15 protein-coding genes are annotated in these 16296 nt (G+C 67.9%); 9 read left to right on the forward strand and 6 right to left on the reverse strand.

The features are described 5' to 3' along the window. Positions 1-28: 28 nt before the first annotated feature. From AC3A4T_RS05070 to AC3A4T_RS05085, 4 genes are all read right to left on the reverse strand, one after another. Positions 29-2038 carry a multicopper oxidase family protein gene (locus AC3A4T_RS05070; RefSeq protein WP_487674387.1) on the reverse strand — a complete coding sequence of 670 codons (2010 nt, stop codon included), beginning with the start codon at positions 2036-2038 and terminating at the stop codon, positions 29-31. A gap of 459 nt (positions 2039-2497) precedes the next feature. Further along, positions 2498-2746, reverse strand: coding sequence for a hypothetical protein (locus AC3A4T_RS05075; RefSeq protein ID WP_487674388.1), 249 nt, complete (start codon positions 2744-2746; stop codon positions 2498-2500). Next, positions 2698-3084 carry a hypothetical protein gene (locus AC3A4T_RS05080; RefSeq protein ID WP_487674389.1) on the reverse strand — a complete coding sequence of 129 codons (387 nt, stop codon included), beginning with the start codon at positions 3082-3084 and terminating at the stop codon, positions 2698-2700. The genes AC3A4T_RS05075 and AC3A4T_RS05080 overlap by 49 nt, the downstream gene beginning before the upstream one ends. Positions 3085-3580: 496 nt before the next feature. After that, a complete protein-coding gene (locus AC3A4T_RS05085; protein ID WP_487674390.1) occupies positions 3581-3787 on the reverse strand; it encodes a hypothetical protein in 207 nt (68 codons plus the stop codon). A 23-nt stretch (positions 3788-3810) separates the two neighbouring features. Between AC3A4T_RS05085 and glnE the strand changes: the two genes are divergently transcribed. Together glnE and AC3A4T_RS05095 are read left to right on the forward strand one after the other, a co-directional pair. Further along, a complete protein-coding gene (glnE, locus tag AC3A4T_RS05090) occupies positions 3811-6651 on the forward strand; it encodes a bifunctional [glutamate--ammonia ligase]-adenylyl-L-tyrosine phosphorylase/[glutamate--ammonia-ligase] adenylyltransferase (protein WP_487674391.1) in 2841 nt (946 codons plus the stop codon). A 104-nt stretch (positions 6652-6755) separates the two neighbouring features. Next, the gene (locus tag AC3A4T_RS05095; RefSeq protein ID WP_487674392.1) at positions 6756-7160 is read left to right on the forward strand and encodes a hypothetical protein; all 405 of its coding nucleotides are present in this window, start codon (positions 6756-6758) and stop codon (positions 7158-7160) included. A gap of 169 nt (positions 7161-7329) precedes the next feature. Here AC3A4T_RS05095 and AC3A4T_RS05100 read toward each other — a convergent pair whose 3' ends face one another. Beyond that, a complete protein-coding gene (locus tag AC3A4T_RS05100) occupies positions 7330-8277 on the reverse strand; it encodes a mitochondrial fission ELM1 family protein (protein WP_487674458.1) in 948 nt (315 codons plus the stop codon). Between the two features lie 144 nt (positions 8278-8421). Between AC3A4T_RS05100 and AC3A4T_RS05105 the strand changes: the two genes are divergently transcribed. The 6 genes from AC3A4T_RS05105 to AC3A4T_RS05130 all read left to right on the forward strand — a co-directional run bounded on the left by AC3A4T_RS05105 (position 8422) and on the right by AC3A4T_RS05130 (position 13497). Continuing rightward, complete coding sequence (locus AC3A4T_RS05105) at positions 8422-9009, forward strand: malonic semialdehyde reductase (protein WP_487674393.1); 588 nt, start codon at positions 8422-8424, stop codon at positions 9007-9009. 154 nt (positions 9010-9163) lie between these two features. Next, on the forward strand, positions 9164-9742 hold the full coding sequence (locus AC3A4T_RS05110; protein ID WP_487674394.1) for a YceI family protein: 579 nt from the start codon (positions 9164-9166) through the stop codon (positions 9740-9742). A gap of 34 nt (positions 9743-9776) precedes the next feature. Further along, complete coding sequence (locus AC3A4T_RS05115) at positions 9777-10487, forward strand: pirin family protein (RefSeq protein ID WP_487674395.1); 711 nt, start codon at positions 9777-9779, stop codon at positions 10485-10487. 287 nt (positions 10488-10774) lie between these two features. Further along, positions 10775-10978, forward strand: a complete 204-nt coding sequence (locus AC3A4T_RS05120) for a zinc-finger domain-containing protein (RefSeq protein ID WP_487674396.1) — start codon at positions 10775-10777, stop codon at positions 10976-10978. A gap of 10 nt (positions 10979-10988) precedes the next feature. Further along, complete coding sequence (locus AC3A4T_RS05125; protein ID WP_487674397.1) at positions 10989-12131, forward strand: glycosyltransferase; 1143 nt, start codon at positions 10989-10991, stop codon at positions 12129-12131. After that, the gene (locus AC3A4T_RS05130) at positions 12097-13497 is read left to right on the forward strand and encodes an O-antigen ligase family protein (RefSeq protein WP_487674398.1); all 1401 of its coding nucleotides are present in this window, start codon (positions 12097-12099) and stop codon (positions 13495-13497) included. Before AC3A4T_RS05125 ends, AC3A4T_RS05130 begins: the two co-directional genes overlap by 35 nt. Before the next feature lie 74 nt (positions 13498-13571). Here AC3A4T_RS05130 and lpxL read toward each other — a convergent pair whose 3' ends face one another. Beyond that, positions 13572-14498, reverse strand: a complete 927-nt coding sequence (gene lpxL, locus AC3A4T_RS05135) for an LpxL/LpxP family Kdo(2)-lipid IV(A) lauroyl/palmitoleoyl acyltransferase (RefSeq protein WP_487674399.1) — start codon at positions 14496-14498, stop codon at positions 13572-13574. Between the two features lie 166 nt (positions 14499-14664). Here lpxL and waaA point away from each other — a divergent pair, with 166 nt between their 5' ends. Next, positions 14665-15963, forward strand: a complete 1299-nt coding sequence (waaA, locus tag AC3A4T_RS05140) for a lipid IV(A) 3-deoxy-D-manno-octulosonic acid transferase (RefSeq protein ID WP_487674400.1) — start codon at positions 14665-14667, stop codon at positions 15961-15963. Positions 15964-16296 lie beyond the last annotated feature (333 nt).

Consider the following 16296-nt stretch of genomic DNA (forward strand, 5'->3'; position numbering starts at 1 on the left):
GCTGCTACGGCAGGCCGCATCGTCAGCCTCAGTGGTGGCTCGTGGCCGAAATCCCGCCGCCCTTGCCGTCGGGCACCAGCACGCGCACGTTCTGCATCATCCCTTGGTCCTCGTGATCGAGGATGTGGCAATGCAGGACGTATTCGCCGATATAGCGCTCATAACGGGTGCGCACGTACAGGTTGTAACCCTTCTTGACGAACAAGGTGTCCTTCCAGGTGCCTTGCAGATTCGCGTACTGCGGATCGATGACCTTGCCATCCTTGTCGAGGTCGCCGGTGACGCTGACTTCCTTGCCGTTCGCGTCGAGGATGCTGACGATCTGGAACGGATTGACGTGGATGTGGAAGGGATGGCCGCCGACCAGCGAGGTCAGATGCCACTCTTCGGTCTGGCCGAGGATCAGGTCGCGCGCGGCGCCCGGGTCGTAGGGCTTGCCGTCGACCAGGTAGATGTCGCCCACCTTCTTGCCGTCGACGATCTTGTCCTTGATGTCGAATACCACCGCCTGGCCTTTGCCGTTCACCTCGCCCTTGGTAATGGTCTTGTGCGGGACGAACGCATCCAGGCGCAGATGATCGCGCAGGCCGGCGACAACGGATTCGCGCACGCCCTCGGGCATGCGCTTGTGCGCCGAGGCGACCAATGCATCGGTCACATAGGCTTCGACGTCGGCGACCTTCGCATCGCCGGTGACGTCGGCGACGCCGAGCAGCTGACGGTCCTCGGCGGCGTTGGTGATGCTGGCGCTGGCCGGCGCGGCGGCGTCGAGCACGCAGTACCTGCCGGCCTTCGGAAACACCACCAGCGCATCGCTGCGATAACCGGGCTGCAGCACGTTCTCGGTCTTGACGATGGTCTTGGCGTGGGTCAGGCCGTCGCTGGCGACTTCGAACTGCTTCAACGGCGCGCCGGTGCAGTTGGCGGTCACCCAATTTTCCAATGCCGCGCCGGACAGGCCTTCGATACTGGCCGAGGCCGTCTTCATTTCGCGCAATTGCAGGTTGACGGTATCGCGCACGCCGGCATGCAGCAGGCGAAAACGTTCGATGCGGCCGGCGACCAGGTCGTCGAAGGTCGGCAGCACGGTGCCGTTGATGCTGGTGTGGCGGCCGGATTTCTGCCACACGCCGAAGCCGAACTGATCGTCGTATTTTTCGATCTCGCCGACGTCGTCCTTGTTACAGATCCAAAAGCCGGTCTTCTCATCGGTCCTGATCTTGCCGTCGCCGTCGCGGCAGGCATAGGCGACCTGTTGGAAGATCAGCAGGCGTTCGGGCATCGCCGCGCCGGTCGGGTCGCGCAGCAAGGTGTCGATGTCGCCGGTGCGGTTGCTGGACGGCAGGCGCTCGCCGCGCACCAGCAGCGCGCCGGCCATGCCGCTGGACACCTGCAGCGCGGTCGAGCCGTGCAGATGCGGGTGATACCAGAAGGTGCCGGCCGGATGGTCGGCGGGCAGGTTGTACTCGTACTCGAACTTCACTCCGGGACGCAAGGTGAGCAGCACGTTGTCGCTGTTGCCGGTCGGGCTGACCCACAGGCCGTGCGAATGCAGGTTGGTCGAGTTGAAGCAATGCGGGACGTTGATGTCGACCGGATGGCAGTCGGGCTGCGGCGGCAACTGATTGTCGAGCGCGACGCGCACGGTTTCGCCGGGCGAGGTGACGATGGTCGGCGCGAGGAACGGCACCTCGGGATTGGTGCCCGGGCTTTGATAGGAGCGCAGCTTGACCGTGTCGAACTTCTGGCTGTTGGGGTCCCAGATTTTGGACGTGGTGAAAGCGATGCGCAGATCGAGCCTGGCTTCGCGCGTGTCCAGCGGCCTGGTTCCGGCTTCGGTCAGGCTCAGCAAGGGTTTGACGTCGTCGCTGGAGCGCAGCATGCGCGCGAACACCGGCTGTTCGAGGTCGCGCGAAGCGGGTTTTTCCTGCGCGGGCAGGGTCATGGGCGCGGCGATGAGCACGCACAGCGCGAGCGCGAGCGGATTGCGCGCGCGCGATCGCGATTGGACGGCGGGAATCGAAGAAAGGCGTTCCATGCTGGGCTCCTGATGGAATGAGAGGAATGCGGTGACGGCGCCGGCGATGGCAGCGCGCGATGACGAGTGCGATCGACACATACGATCGACACATACGATCGACACGCGCGTGCGCACGCGCCGCGCCGTCGCGTGCGGCTGTGTTGTTGCGTTTCGGTCATGGCCCCTGTTGCCCGTCGTCTACGGCTGCCCGATCGCGGAAAACCGCGCGGCGGCCGCTTCGACGGTGCTGCTGATGATTCGCTCCGTTCGCACGGCGGCGGGATCGCTGGAACTAAGAACGCGATCGCGCTGCGTCGTGCTGCCGGCTCGGCATTGAGAACGGCGTCTCCTTCGGCGGAGTCGGCGCGCTCGCTTGATCAACGGCGAAAGCCCGCGCGGCAGGCCAATGCGGCGCAAGGCATGCCGCCCCACGTCGCCGCAGGGGCCGAGTGAACTCAAGGGAGTTGCGATACCGGCTTAGTGCTGCATCGTCTTCGCGGCTTGCGGCGCGGCCTGCGCCGGACCGGCCGGGCCGATCGCGTCGAGCTGACGCAAGGACTCTTCGGTGGCCGGCGCCTGTTGCGGCGAGGCGCTGACCCGGGTGTGCGAGCGGCTGTCGAGTTCGCCCTTGACCAGGAACACGGTCTTGCCGATCTCCTTGGTCGCCGGGTCGACCCTCAACACCACGTGATCGCCGCCGCCGATGCCGGCGGTCTTGCCTTGCACCGCAGGGCCGCGGCGACGCGCTCGGCGTCCGGTTCGGACAACGGGCTGCGGTGACGCGCGAATTCGGCCTGGACCTTGTCGCGGATGTCGCCGATCAGGGATTGATCGCGATGGCCCGCGCTCGCCCGCGCGGCGCACTCGGGTTGTGCTTGCGCAGCCACATCAACGCTCGGCGCGATCGGATCGCGCACCGGCAAGTGAGTGTCGGTGGTGTGGTGAAACCTGGCCTGGGTCGGCGGGGCGGTGCTGGTGTCGCAATACGGCTGCACGGTCGCGGCCGCGCCCAGGTTGAGGCCGTTGGTCTCCATGATTTCGCGATCCAGGTGCAGCGCTTTCATGTTGATGTGGACCTGCGGCTTGCCGCCTTCGGCGGTAATGCGTCGGGCGGGGCATGCGTCTCCTCCTTGGAACGCGGGGGCGGCCGCGGGGGCGGTTCGCTGCGTTGGGGCTCGCTTATGTGGCGGCTAGCGGGTTAACGCAGCCAGCATGCCGCTCAGGGCATCGCGGTCACAAGCGCGGGCCGGCGGCGGGCGCGTCGTCTGCGCCGTTCGGCGCAAACCCGGATCGGCTTCGCCTGTTCAGTTTTGTCGGGGCGAAGCTGGCGAGCCGGTGCAGCGTCACAGCGGCGAATTCGATGTCATCGGTAACAGCCCTGTCGTTATTAGCTTTCGGCATAAGCGCTCGGGATCGGGTCCGGGCGTTTCAAATGAACCGGTTAGTTCTGTTTTGCAGTGCAGCGTGCAAAGGGGATAACGCTTCCTTCACGATCGCCCCGCATCCCGACGTGGGGGAGGGAGCAAAGCCCGCTACCGGTTCTACCGGAAGCGGGCTTTTTTATTGGCTGGGGTTTTGGGGTGGGTTGTGGCCGCTCGCCGAAGTCGCGTGGCGTGTCGTCGGCCGAGCCGAGGCTTTCGCCGTGATCGCGGTGGCGCGGTCGCGGCTTGCGCCGCTCCTACAGCGGGCGATCGCGATATCACCGCGACGAAACACCATCGCGCTCGCGCACGCATCGGCCACCGTCATCGCCATGCGATCATTCATGCACGCCCGCATTCGCAGCTTCGATGGCTTCTTCCGATCGCACCATATTCGAATCCGCTCAGGTCGAACGCGCCATCGCGCGTTTGCGCGCCGCTTCGCCGCAGCTGTCGGCCGCGCTCGATGAGCCATCGTTGCTCGCGCGACTCGCGCGCGTGGCCGTAGTCAGCGATTTCGCCATCGACACGCTGGCGCGCCAGCCCGACCTGTTGCTCGCGCTAGCGGCCGACGACGGCGCCATACCACTGCCGCCGCCGCAACTCGATACCGAGCATCGCGCCGACTGGGGCACGCGCCTGCGCCGTTACCGCAGCGCCGGCTCGACCCGGCTGATCTGGCGCGACGCGCTCGGCCTGGACAGCGTCGAGGACACGCTCGAGGGCAGCACCCATCTGGCCGAGGTTTGCTTGCAGACCGCACTGCGAGCATTGGAGGACGAATTCGCCCAGCGCCACGGCGTGATCCGCACGCCCGACGGGCAGCGGGTGGGGCTGGTCGTGTTTGGCTTGGGCAAGCTCGGCGGCGGCGAACTCAATTTCAGTTCCGATGTCGATCTGGTCTACGCCTACGAACACGACGGCAGTACCCAATTCGATGGCCGCGATGCCGCGCGCGCGCTCGATGCGGAAACCTATTTCGCCAAGCTCGGCCAGCAGCTCGCGCGATTGCTCGACGAACTCACCGCCGAAGGCTTCTGCCATCGCGTCGACTTGCGCCTGCGCCCGTACGGCAATGCCGGCCGCGTGGCCTGGTCGTTCGCGGCGATGGAGCAGTACTTCCAGCGCGAAGGCCGCGATTGGGAGCGCTACGCCTGGCAGAAGGCGCGTCCGGTCGCCGGCGATGCCGACGCGGGCGAACGCTTCCTCGATAGCCTGCGTCCGTTCGTGTACCGGCGCTATCTGGATTTCGGCGCGCTCGACGGCCTGCGCGCGATGAAGGCCGCGATCAGCGCCGAGGTCGCGCGCAAGGAACTCGCCGACGACATCAAGCGCGGGCCCGGCGGCATCCGCGAAATCGAATTCCTGGTCCAGGCCTTGCAACTGATCCGCGGCGGGCGCGAGGCCGAACTGCGCGGACGCCGTCTGTTGCCGGCGCTGCGCGAACTGATCGCGCAACGGCAGATCAGCGACGAGGCCGGCGCGGCGCTCGGCGAGGACTACCGTTTCCTGCGCCGCCTGGAAAACCGCCTGCAGATGTTGCGCGATGCGCAGACCCACGCCTTGCCGAGCCTGCAGGCCGATCGCGAACGCATCGCCGCCGGCCTGGACTATCCCGACTGGGCCGCGTTGCTGAGCGATCTGGAACGCCGCCGCGAACGCATCACCGCCGAATTCGATGCCTTGCTCGCGCCGCGCCGCCGCCGCGCCGCGCCCGATGCGCTGACCGCGTACTGGAACGCGCTGCCCGAGGCCGGCGACGCGACCATCCTGGCCGACGCCGGGTTCGATGCGGCCGCCGATGCCGACGCGGTGTTGCGCGACTTCGCCCGCAGTCCCGGCGTGCGCGGCCTGTCGGATGCGGCGCGCACGCGCCTGGACCGGGTGTTGCCGGCCTTGCTGCAAGGCACCGCGTCGTCGTCGCAGCCGATGCTCGCGCTCAAGCGGTTGCTCGCGCTGCTGCACAATGTATTGCGCCGCAGCGCCTATCTGGCCTTGCTCGACGAACAGCCGGCGGCGTTGTCGCGCCTGATCGAAGTGGTCTCGCGCAGCGCGCTGTTGGCCGAACGCCTGGCCTCGCATCCCTTGTTGCTGGACGAATTGCTCGACGCCCGCGTGGTCGGTCCGTTGCCGGGACGCGAGGAACTGCTCGCGGCCTGCGCCGAGGTCGATGGCGGCGACGACACCGAACTGACCTTGCAGGCGCTCAACGAAGTGCGCCAGTCGCTGAGTTTCCGCATCGCGATGGCGCTGCGCGACGGTCGCCAGTCGGCCCAGGACAGCGCGCGTCAGCTGGCCTGGCTCGCCGACGGCGTGGCCGCGCGGGTGTTGCGCCTGGCCGAGCAGGAAGTCGCCTCCGCCCATGGCCGAGTGCCGGGCGCGCGTTTCGCCGTGCTCGGTTACGGCAGCCTCGGCGGCGAGGAGCTAGGCTTTGGTTCGGATCTGGATCTGGTGTTTCTGTACGACTTGCCGGCGACTGAAGCCGGCGAGGAAGCGGCAAGCTCCGACGGCGCGCGCCCCCTCGACGCGCCGCGCTGGTTCGCGCGGCTGGCGCAGAAAATCGTAGCGCTGCTCGGCGCAGTGACCGCGGGCGGTCGCTTGTTCGACATCGACGTGCGGCTGCGACCCGATGGCGCCAAGGGTCTGCTGGTGTCGTCATTGGCGAGCTTCGCCGACTACCAGCGCGAGCGCGCCTGGACCTGGGAGCATCAGGCCCTGGTGCGCGCGCGCTTCGTCGCCGGCGATGCCGCGTTGGGCGAACGCTTCGAAGCGGTGCGCGCGCAGACCCTGGCGAGCGAGCGCGATCCGGCCAAGGTCTACGAAGACGTCGGCGCGATGCGCCGGCGCATGCGCGCCGAACTCGATCGCAGCGATGCGGCGGCGTTCGACTTGAAACAGGGCGAAGGCGGATTGGTCGATCTGGAGTTTCTGTTGCAGGCGCTGGTGTTGCGCGACGCGCGGCGGCACGCGGCGCTGCTGGCGCCGCGCGACACCGCCGGGTTGATCGACACCGCGCACGGGATCGGCGCCTTCGACGATGCGACCGCGTCGTCGCTGCTGGCCGCGCATGCGACCTTGTTGTCGCGTGGCTTGGATTGCACCTTGGATCGGCGCGCGCGACGGATCGCGCCGGATGCGGCGGTGGAAACGGCGCGCGCGGCGATTCGCGCGGCGGTGGCCGGGCAGGGGCTGGTGTTCGAACAGGCCTAGGCTTTGAACAGGCACCGCAGCTACCGCCCCGACGCTCGCGCCCGGATCGCGATCGACCCGCGGCGATGCTAAGGTCACGCCGCACAAGCTTCAGGACCCCGCCCATGATCGACGACACCACCCGAGGCGTGATTTCGGTCTGGATGGGAACATCCACGCAGTCGCTTGAAGTCTTCAACCGCTACACCGACGGCATGGAGTCGCGCGGCTCCGGTTGCCCCGCGCATCGCGATCTGGGTTGCGACTTCATCGACTCGGATTTCTTCGCCGCCTGGCGCACCGCCGGCAACGAAGTGATTCCGGTCGAACGACTGGTCAAGGAAGTGGGCGTCAACGCGATCGAGACCGAGCAGGCGATCCTCGCGCGCTGCCATGCGCTCGGCGTGACCGAAGGCAACGCGTTGTACTACTACGATCACTGCAGCTTTCGCGAAGACGCGCCGGGCCGGCTGTATAACGAGCTGCGCTTCATCGGCAGCTTCGCCGACCCGCGCCGCCGGATCGGCTGAGGCGCTTTCCCTCGCAACTGCGGATGCCCCTGTAGGAGCGGCGTGAGCCGCGACCGCGGAACGTGCTTGCGTCGAATGCGTGGTTTCGCGGTCGCGGCTCACGCCGCTCCTACACGGGCTTCGTGACGCCGTCGATTACTCGATGGTCGATTCGATCGACAAGCCGCGCTCAGTCCTGCAGCGCGAGCCGTTGCCGAACCTCCTGCGCCACCCGCATGGTCTCGCGCAACGGCACCACCGGATACGCCAGCAGCGACTGATCGAACACCCGCACGCGGCCCAGGCTCAGCAGGCTGTCGATGAAACGCCGCGGCCGGCCGTCGACGCGCTCGACCCCGAACGCGAACACCGGCACGCAGGTGGCCGCGGCCTCCGACAGCATGTTGACCGAGTCGGCGGTGCAGACGATGCGGTCGGCCCAGCCGAGCAGGCCGGGATAGGGATTGGTGCCTTCGCCGGGCTCGTACCACGACACCCGCGGCAGCCGCGCCAGACGTTCGCGCAGGCGCGCGCGGATTTCGACCGGGGTGCGCCGCGAGGTCGTCGCCAACAGGCTGCCGCCTTCGCGTTCGAGCAAGGCCTGCAGCTGCACGGCCAGGGTGTCGAACGCGGTCTGGTCGAACGCGGCATGCGCGCTCGGGCCACCGAGCAGCAAAGCGGTGCGCGGACCGGGCAGGGCGCCGAACGCGGGAAACGCCTTGCGCGCGCCGGCCAGCCACAGGTCGTCGACCGGGTTGAGGCTGCCGAGCAGGGTGATGACGTTGCCGCCGCGCAGGCCGTCGTGTTCGGGCGCGATCACCAGGTCCCAATGCGCGGGGTCGATGCGTGGGTCGAGGATCTGCACCGCCGCGCAGCCCGGGCCGCGCAGCAGTCGGGTGGCCAGCGCGGCCTGGCGGCCGCAGCCGATCGCCAGGCGCGGGCGCGCGCTCAGGGCGCGGACGAAGTCGGGACCGAAGGCGCGTTCGGCGCCGGGCAGCTGTCGCGGCGCCAGCCAGCGCCAGGGCGCGCGCGGGTGCAGAGTCCAGTCGGTGGCCGCCCGCCCCAGCGCCTGGGACAGGGCGCTGGCCTGGCGCTGATTGCCGGCGTGGCCGTCGGTCAGGATCCAGGTTGCAGAAATGGGGTCATTCTTTGCGGAAAAGCCGTTTCGTTGCACAGATGCAGTCAATCCGTTCCGGGAGTGGCGGTCTAGCGGTCCGATCGAGACTCTACACTTCCGTCTCCCGACCACTTTGCCAAGCATGGCAGCCCCACGGAGAAGACGATGTCCAAGGCTCTTGACGACCAGGCGCTCGATCAGCTGTTCCGCACCGCGCGCACCCACAACGTGCTCGGCGGGCAGGTCAGCGACGAGACGCTGCGCCAGCTCTACGATCTGGTGAAGTGGGGCCCGACCAGCGCCAACGGTTCGCCGGCGCGTTTCGTGTTCGTCAAATCCCAGGAAGCCAAGCAGAAGCTGGCCCCGGCGCTGTCGCCCGGCAACCTGGCCAAGACCCTGGCCGCGCCGGTCACGGTGATCGTCGGCCACGATCTGGAGTTCTACGAAAAGCTGCCGTACCTGTTTCCGCACGACGACGCGCGCAGCTGGTTCGCCGGCAACGACGCGGCGATCAACACCACCGCGTTCCGCAACGGCAGCCTGCAGGGCGCCTACCTGATCCTGGCCGCGCGCGCGCTGGGCCTGGACACCGGCGCGATGTCGGGTTTCGACAACGCCAAGGTCGACGAGGCCTTCTTCGCCGGCACCAAGATCAAGTCCAACTTCCTGATCAACCTGGGCGCCGGCGATCACGCCCAGCTGTTCCCGCGCTCGCCGCGCCTGCCGTTCGACGAAGCCGCGCGCATCGACTGAGGCGTGCCGCCGGCCACGGTTTCGCGGCGCGGACGCTTCGGCTCCGCGCGGTTTGCGCGATAGTGCCCCGGCGAACGTTCACCCGACTTTGTTGGTTTTTCAGCGAAACACCCCGAGCACGTCCCTTCCCAAACCCAGATCCAGGAGTTCCCTCATGAAGCGTATCCTGCTCGCCGCCGCCCTCGGCCTGGCTTTCGCCGGCACCGCCAGCGCCGCCGCCCTGACCTACAAGATCGATCCGAACCACACCGATGTGGTCGCCAGCTGGAGCCACTTCGGCTTCTCCAACCCGGTCGCGCATTTCGGCAAGGTCGACGGCAGCATCACCTACGATCCGGCCAAGCCGGCCGCGTCCAAGGTCGAGGTGACCATTCCGCTGTCGGGCCTGGATTCGCACGTCGCCGATTTCGACGAACACCTCAAGAGCGCGGATTTCTTCGACGCCGCCAAGTATCCGACCATCACCTTCAAGAGCACCAAGGTCGAAGCGGCCGGCGCCAAGAAGCTCAAGGTCACCGGCGACCTGACCGTGCACGGCGTGACCAAGCCGACGGTGCTCGACGTGACCATCAACAAGATCGGCGAGCAGCCGATGGCCAAGCGCGCGGCGGCCGGTTTCGACGCCACCACCACGCTCAAGCGCAGCGATTTCGGCATCGGCAAGTACGTGCCGAACGTCAGCGACGAGATCAAGATCCGCATCACCACCGAAGCGATCGTGCCCAAGCCCTGAGCCGTCGCAAGGCCGAACCGATAAACTGTTCGGCATGATCATCGAACGTCTCTCCAGCGCCCGCGGCCGCGTCCAGGCCGGCTGGCTCGACAGCCGCCACACGTTTTCGTTTGGCGGCTACTACGATCCGGCCTGGATGGGCTTCGGCTGTCTGCGGGTGATCAACGAAGACCGCGTCGATCCCGGCGCGGGCTTCGCCCCGCACCGCCACGCCAACATGGAAATCCTCAGCTACGTGCTGAGCGGCGCGCTGGCGCATCGCGACAGCAGCGGCGGGGGCGGCGTGATCGGCCCTCGTACCTTGCAATGGATGAGCGCCGGTCACGGCGTGGAGCACAGCGAGTACAACGCCTCGCAGACCGAGCCGGTGCATTTTCTGCAGATATGGGTGCAATCCGATCGTTTGAATGCGCAGCCGGCGTATGCGCACAGCGATGCGCCGGCCGATGGCGATGGCGAGTTCGTGTTGCGCGCTTCGCGCGACGGGGTGCATGGCGGTCTGCCGATTCGGCAGGATCTGTTGCTGTATTCGCTTACCTTGGGCGCTGGGGTCAGTGCGCGGCGCACGCTGGATGGCGGGCGCTGGTATTGGCTGCAGGTGGCGCAAGGGCGGATCGAGGTCGACGGGCGCGTGCTCGAGGCGGGCGATGCGTTAGGGTTCCGCGAGGAATCCGGCGAGAGGGTGTTGATTGGGTTGGGCGATGCGCCGGCGGATGTGCTTTGGTTTGAGTTGCCGGCGGGTTGAGTGGTTGGAGCGAAGGCAGCAAAAAGCAAAAGCTGCAAAAGCACAAAGCAAAAGCGAATCCCCCCTGGCCCCCCTTTTGCAAAGGGGGGAACCCGTTAGGTAGGTGTCGTCGCGGCTCACGGTCCGCCAAGGTCACGCCCCTGCTGTTGCTTTTCCCCCTTTGGAGAAGGGGGGCAGGGGGGATTTGCTTTTAGCCTCACCCGAAAGCGAACTCACATACCCCGCGCCCCGGCCCAGCGCCCCAACACTGCTAAACTGCCCGCCCGCGTCGCCATCCGTAGTCCCCCATGACCACCGCAGCCAACGCCCATCCCACCCAGGCCAGCGCCGACCTGCGCTACACCGTCATCCGCGCCGATCTGCCGCTGAGCTGCCCGCTGCCGTCGATGGCGCTGTGGAACTCGCATCCGCGCGTGTACCTGCCGATCGAAGCCGAGCGCGAGTGCCTGTGCCCGTACTGCGGCTCGCATTTCACCCTGGTCGACGACTGATCCAGCGGCCATGACGCCCGTGCAGCCGACCCACGCGCGCCGGCTGACGGTGATGCAGTTGCTGCCGGCGCTGGAATCCGGCGGGGTCGAACGCTCCACCCTGGAAATCGCCGAGGCGCTGGTGCGCGCCGGCCATCGAGCCATCGTCGTGTCCGCCGGTGGCCGCCTGGTGCCGCGGTTGCTCGCGTCCGGCGCCGAACACATCGAACTGACGATCGGACGCAAGTCGCCGTCGACCTTGCTGCACGTGTTCGCGCTGCGCCGGTTGTGGGCGCAGCTCGGTGTCGACCTGGTGCATGCGCGCTCGCGCCTGCCGGCCTGGATCGGCCTGATGGCCTGGCGCGGCCTGCCCGAATCGGCGCGGCCGCATTGGGTCACCACCGTCCACGGCTTGAATTCGCCGTCGCGCTACAGCGCGGTGATGACCCGCGGCGAGCGGGTGATCTGCGTATCGAACACGGTCCGCGACTACGTGCTGCAGCATTACCCCGACACCGATCCCGACATCCTGCGGGTGATTCCGCGCGGCATCGATCCGGCCGCGTTCGCGCGCGCGCCGTCGCCCGATCCGCAAGCGCGCGCATGGGCCGCATCGCTGCATCCGGCCCTGGCCGGCGACGGACCGCTGCTGCTGTTGCCCGGTCGCGGCACCCGCTTGAAAGGCCATGCCGACGCGTTGAACCTGCTCGCCGCGTTACGCGCCGACGGGCGCGACGCGCGCCTGTGGCTGCCCGGCGCGCGCGCCGACGGGCGTGAGGCCTATATCGCCGAACTCGAAGCGCAGGCGCAGGCCTTGGGCATCGATGCGGCGATAGCCTTGACCGCGCCCACCGATGCGATCGCGCCCGCCTACGCCGCCAGCGATCTGGTGCTGCAGCTGTCGCGCAAACCCGAGGCTTTCGGCCGCACCGTGATCGAAGCCTTGTCGGTCGGTCGACCGGTGCTGGGCTGGGACCACGGCGGCGTCGGCGAATTGCTCGCGCGGCTGCAGCCGCGTGGCGCGGTGGCCGCGTTCGATGAGCGCGCCTTGTACGACGCGGCTTGCGAATTGCTAACGCAAGCGCCGGCGGCAGTGGATACGATGGCGTTTTCCCTGCGGGCGATGCAGGAGGCCACGCTTGCCGTCTATGCCGAACTCGTCGACACCCCCTGACGCGACCGTCGCGACCGCGACCGGCGAAGGCGTGGCCGATCCCGTGCATTGGGCCGGCGCGCGTCCGCCCGAGCCGCCGCCGGCGATCGTTGGCTGGCGTTGGGCGCCGGTGTGGATCCTGGCCTATGTCGCCTTGTTGTTCGCGCCCGGCATCGCCGAGACGGTGCTGAGCCTGGGCGCGATCACCATGCTGGTGAAGCTGGTGCTGGCGCGCTTCAACACCGGCGCGCGTTTGCTCAGCGATCCTGCCTGGGCCTTGACCAGCGTGTTGTTCGCGGCCTATTGGCTGCCCGAACTGATTTCGGCGATCGACGCGGTCGATCCCGCCCGCGCGCTGCGCGAAGCGGCGGTGGACCTGCGTTATCTGCCGTTCCTGTGGCTGGTCGCGGCCGCGGTCGCATCCGCGCAGGGACGACGCACCACCTTCGGCGGCCTGGCGATCATCGTCGGTGTCTGGACCGTCGACGCGCTGCTGCAGGCGATCAGCGGCACCAGCCCGCTGTTCTTCGCGATCGACTCGCTCAAGCACGCGATCAGCGGCCATGGCACCTGCAGCGCCGAGGAAATCGCCGCGGTCGATCGGCTCGGCGGCATTCTCGGGCCGTGCAATCTCAAGCTCGGCCAGGTGATCGCGAGTTTCTCGCCGTTCGTGCTGTACGCGGTGGGGCGGCGTTTCGGCCGCGGCGGCTGGGTCGCGGCGACCGCGGCGGTCGGCATCGTGGTGGTGCTGGCCGGCTCGCGCGCGTCGTGGATCACCTTCGCCCTGGTGCTGTTGCTGTCGGGCTGGCGCATGCTCGGCTGGAAGCGTCTGCTCGGGCTGTTCGCCGCGGGCCTGCTGGCGCTGGTGATCTTGAATCAGACCTCGACCCAGGTGCATCAGCGCCTGGAGCGCACCGCGCAGATCGTCGGCGCTGATCTGGCCGGCGTCGATACCGCGTTGTCGGGACGCACCCGGATCTGGCGCGCGGCGCTGTGCATGGTCGCCGAGCATCCGGTCAACGGCGTCGGCGCGCGCGGTTTCCGCGAAGCGTTTCCGGCCTGCGATCCGCAACCCGGTGTGACCACCTCCTGGGGTTACGGCCCGGCCTTGCACGCGCATCAACTGCTGCTGGAAGTGCTCAGCGAAACGGGCGCGTTCGGCCTGCTGATGTGGCTGGCCGGCGCGGCGCTGGCCTGGCGCGCGTGGACCTTCGCCGACGGCGCCGCGCGCGAACGCGCGCGCCCGGCGATGGTGGCGTTGTCGGTGACGGTGTTTCCGTTCAACACCCACCTGGCGTTCTATTCGACCTTCTGGGGCGGGCTGACGTTGTTGCTGGCGGCGTTGTATACCGGCAGCCTGCTCGCGCAGCCGCCGCGAAGCGAGTAACGAGTGCAGAGGAGTGAGGAGTGAGGAGTGAGTAGCAGAGCGCCTGCTCCTACTCACTTCTCACTCCTCTGCACTCACTCCTCGACCTTGTACGGCGACACCATGCCCGCGGGCCGCCGCTTGAAACGCCGATGAATCCACAGGTATTGCGTCGGCGCCTGTCGCACCATCGCTTCGATCTGCGCGTTGACCCGCGCGCTGTCGTCGGTCGCATCGCTGGACGGAAACTCGGGCAGCGGCGCGCCGACGCGCAGGATGTAATCGGCGCCTTCGCGACGATGGAAGAACGGCACCACCGCGCAGCCGCTCAGGCGCGCGAACTGGTGGGTCGCGGTGATCGTCGCCGCCGGCACGCCGAAGAACGGCGCGAACACGGTGTCCTTGCCGCGCATGTCCTGATCCGGCGCGTACCACAGGAAACCGCCCTGCTTGAGGTGGCGCATCGCCGGGCGGATTTCCTCGTTGGTGAACATCGCCGCGGCATAGCGCAGGCGTCCGCGCTTGACCGCCCATTCCATCACCGGATTGCGGTGCTTGCGGTACATGCCGGCCAGCGGCAGGTGATCGCACATCAGCCGGCCGCACATCTCCAGGGTCATGAAATGGCCGGAGATCATCAGCACGCCGCGTCCGGACGCGCGCACCTCGTCGAGCAGTTCCAGCCCCTCGATCTTCACCGTGCTCCGCATCGGCGCGACCTCGCCCCACCACGCGCGGGCGAATTCGAAGAAGCCCACGCCCAGGTCGCGGAAGCTTTCGCGCAGCAGCACCTCGCGCTCGGCCTCACTTTTCTCCGGGAAGCACAGCGTCAGGTTGATCCGCGCCGCGCGCCGGCGTTCGCCCGCCGCGCGCAGCGCGAATGCGCCGATCAGCGCGCCCAGGCCGCGCTGCAGGCCCCAGGGCAGGCGCGCGCCCGCGCACATCGCGGCCAGCGCGAGCCACATGGGCCACAGGCGCGGCGAGAGCAGGGACGGACGTGGGGGCAGGGTCGATTCGGCCATGCCGGGTAGTTTATGCGGTGAGGCGATGAATGCCGCGCCATCGGCCGAAGGCGCGCGCCGGAGGCATTCGGGCCGGGGCCGATGCGCGCGCGGTGGAGTGGGGCGTGGATCGCCTTCTCGCCGTCGTGGCCACCGCATCGCCGCCGCAGCCTTTATCCTTACGCCCATGCGGAAGGATTTGATCGAGCGCCTGTTGCGCGGCCTGTATTCGGTCGCGCTGTACCTGTTGGCCCCGGTCACGGTGTATCACCTGATCTGGCGCGGTTTCCGCCAGCCGGCGTATTTCCAGCGCTGGCTGGAGCGTTACGCGATCTACCGCGGCCCGGCGCAGACCCGCACCCTGTGGCTGCACGCGGTTTCGGTCGGCGAGGTCAACGCGGCGATTCCGTTGGTGAACGCCTTGCGCCGCGGCCGTCCGGATCTGCGATTGCTGGTCAGCACGATCACCCCGACCGGCTCGGACCGCGCGCGCGCGGCCTGGGGCGATTCGGTCGAACACGTGTATCTGCCCTACGACCTGCCCGGCGCGGTCGGGCGTTTCCTGCGCCATCACAAGCCGTGCGCGGCGCTGATCATGGAAACCGAGTTGTGGCCGAACCTGTTGTTCGGCTGCCGCGATCGCGGGATTCCGGCCTACATCCTCAATGCGCGCCTGTCGGAACGTTCGCTGCGCGGCTATCGCGCGCTGGCGCCGCTGGTGAGCCGCGCATTGCGCACGGTGCGCACGGTCGCGGCGCAGTCGCGCGCCGACGGCGAGCGTTTCATCCAGTTGGGCGCGCGGCCCGAACAGGTCATCGAGACCGGCAATCTGAAGTTCGACGTCAACGTGCCCGACGCGCTGGAGGAATTCGCGCTGGAATGCCATCGCCACACCGGCGAGCGGCCGGTGTGGATCGCGGCGAGCACGCACGAGGACGAGGAAGCCGCGACGGTCGGCATGCACCGGCGCCTGCGCGAACGCTTTCCGGGCCTGCTGTTGCTGTGGGCGCCACGTCATCCCGAACGCTTCCGGGTGGTTGCCGAGACCGCGCGCAGCGCCGGCTGGCAAGTGTCGACGCGTTCGCGCGCGCGCTGGCCGCAACCGGGCGACGACGTGTTCGTGATCGACACGCTCGGCGAACTGATGAGTTTCTACGCCTGCGCCGACGTGGCCTTCGTCGGCGGCAGCCTGCAGGCGATCGGCGGGCACAACCTGCTCGAACCGGCCGCGACCGGCACGCCGATCGTCACCGGCCCGCATCTGCACAACTTCGTCGAGATCGCGCAGCGGCTGGAGGATGCCGGCGCCTTGCGCATCGGTCCGGACGCGGATGCGGTCGAGGCGGCGGTGGAGCGCTTGCTCGACGATCCGATCGAACGCGCGCAGATGATCGATGCGGGGCGCGCGCTGGTCGAGCTGGGGCGTGGCGCGCTGGCGAGGACGATGGCGTTGCTGCAGCCGGCGTTGCCGCCGTTGGGGAAGTAGCACGGGGTTTCGGCTGGTTCGCCGTAGTTCTTGCTGTTGCCGTTGTTGTTGCCGTTCCCCCCTTTGGAAAAGGGGGGGCAGGGGGGATTTGCTTTTGCTTTGGCCTTTGTTCTTGCAATTGCTCCCGACAGAGCAACAGCACAGAGCAAAAGCGAATCCCCCCACCCCCCCTTTTCCAAAGGGGGGAACAGCAAAGGCGCGGCGAAACCGCCCCAAAAAAGCTGACCCAACAAAATCCACCCAACAAAAAACCGCCGGACATGCCGGCGGTTTTTTCGTATCGCGAATCCATTGCGAGTATCAACCCCTCGCAAACGCATCCCAATCTTTCAC

Source organism: Lysobacter sp. Soil_N_51 (assembly GCF_057655755.1).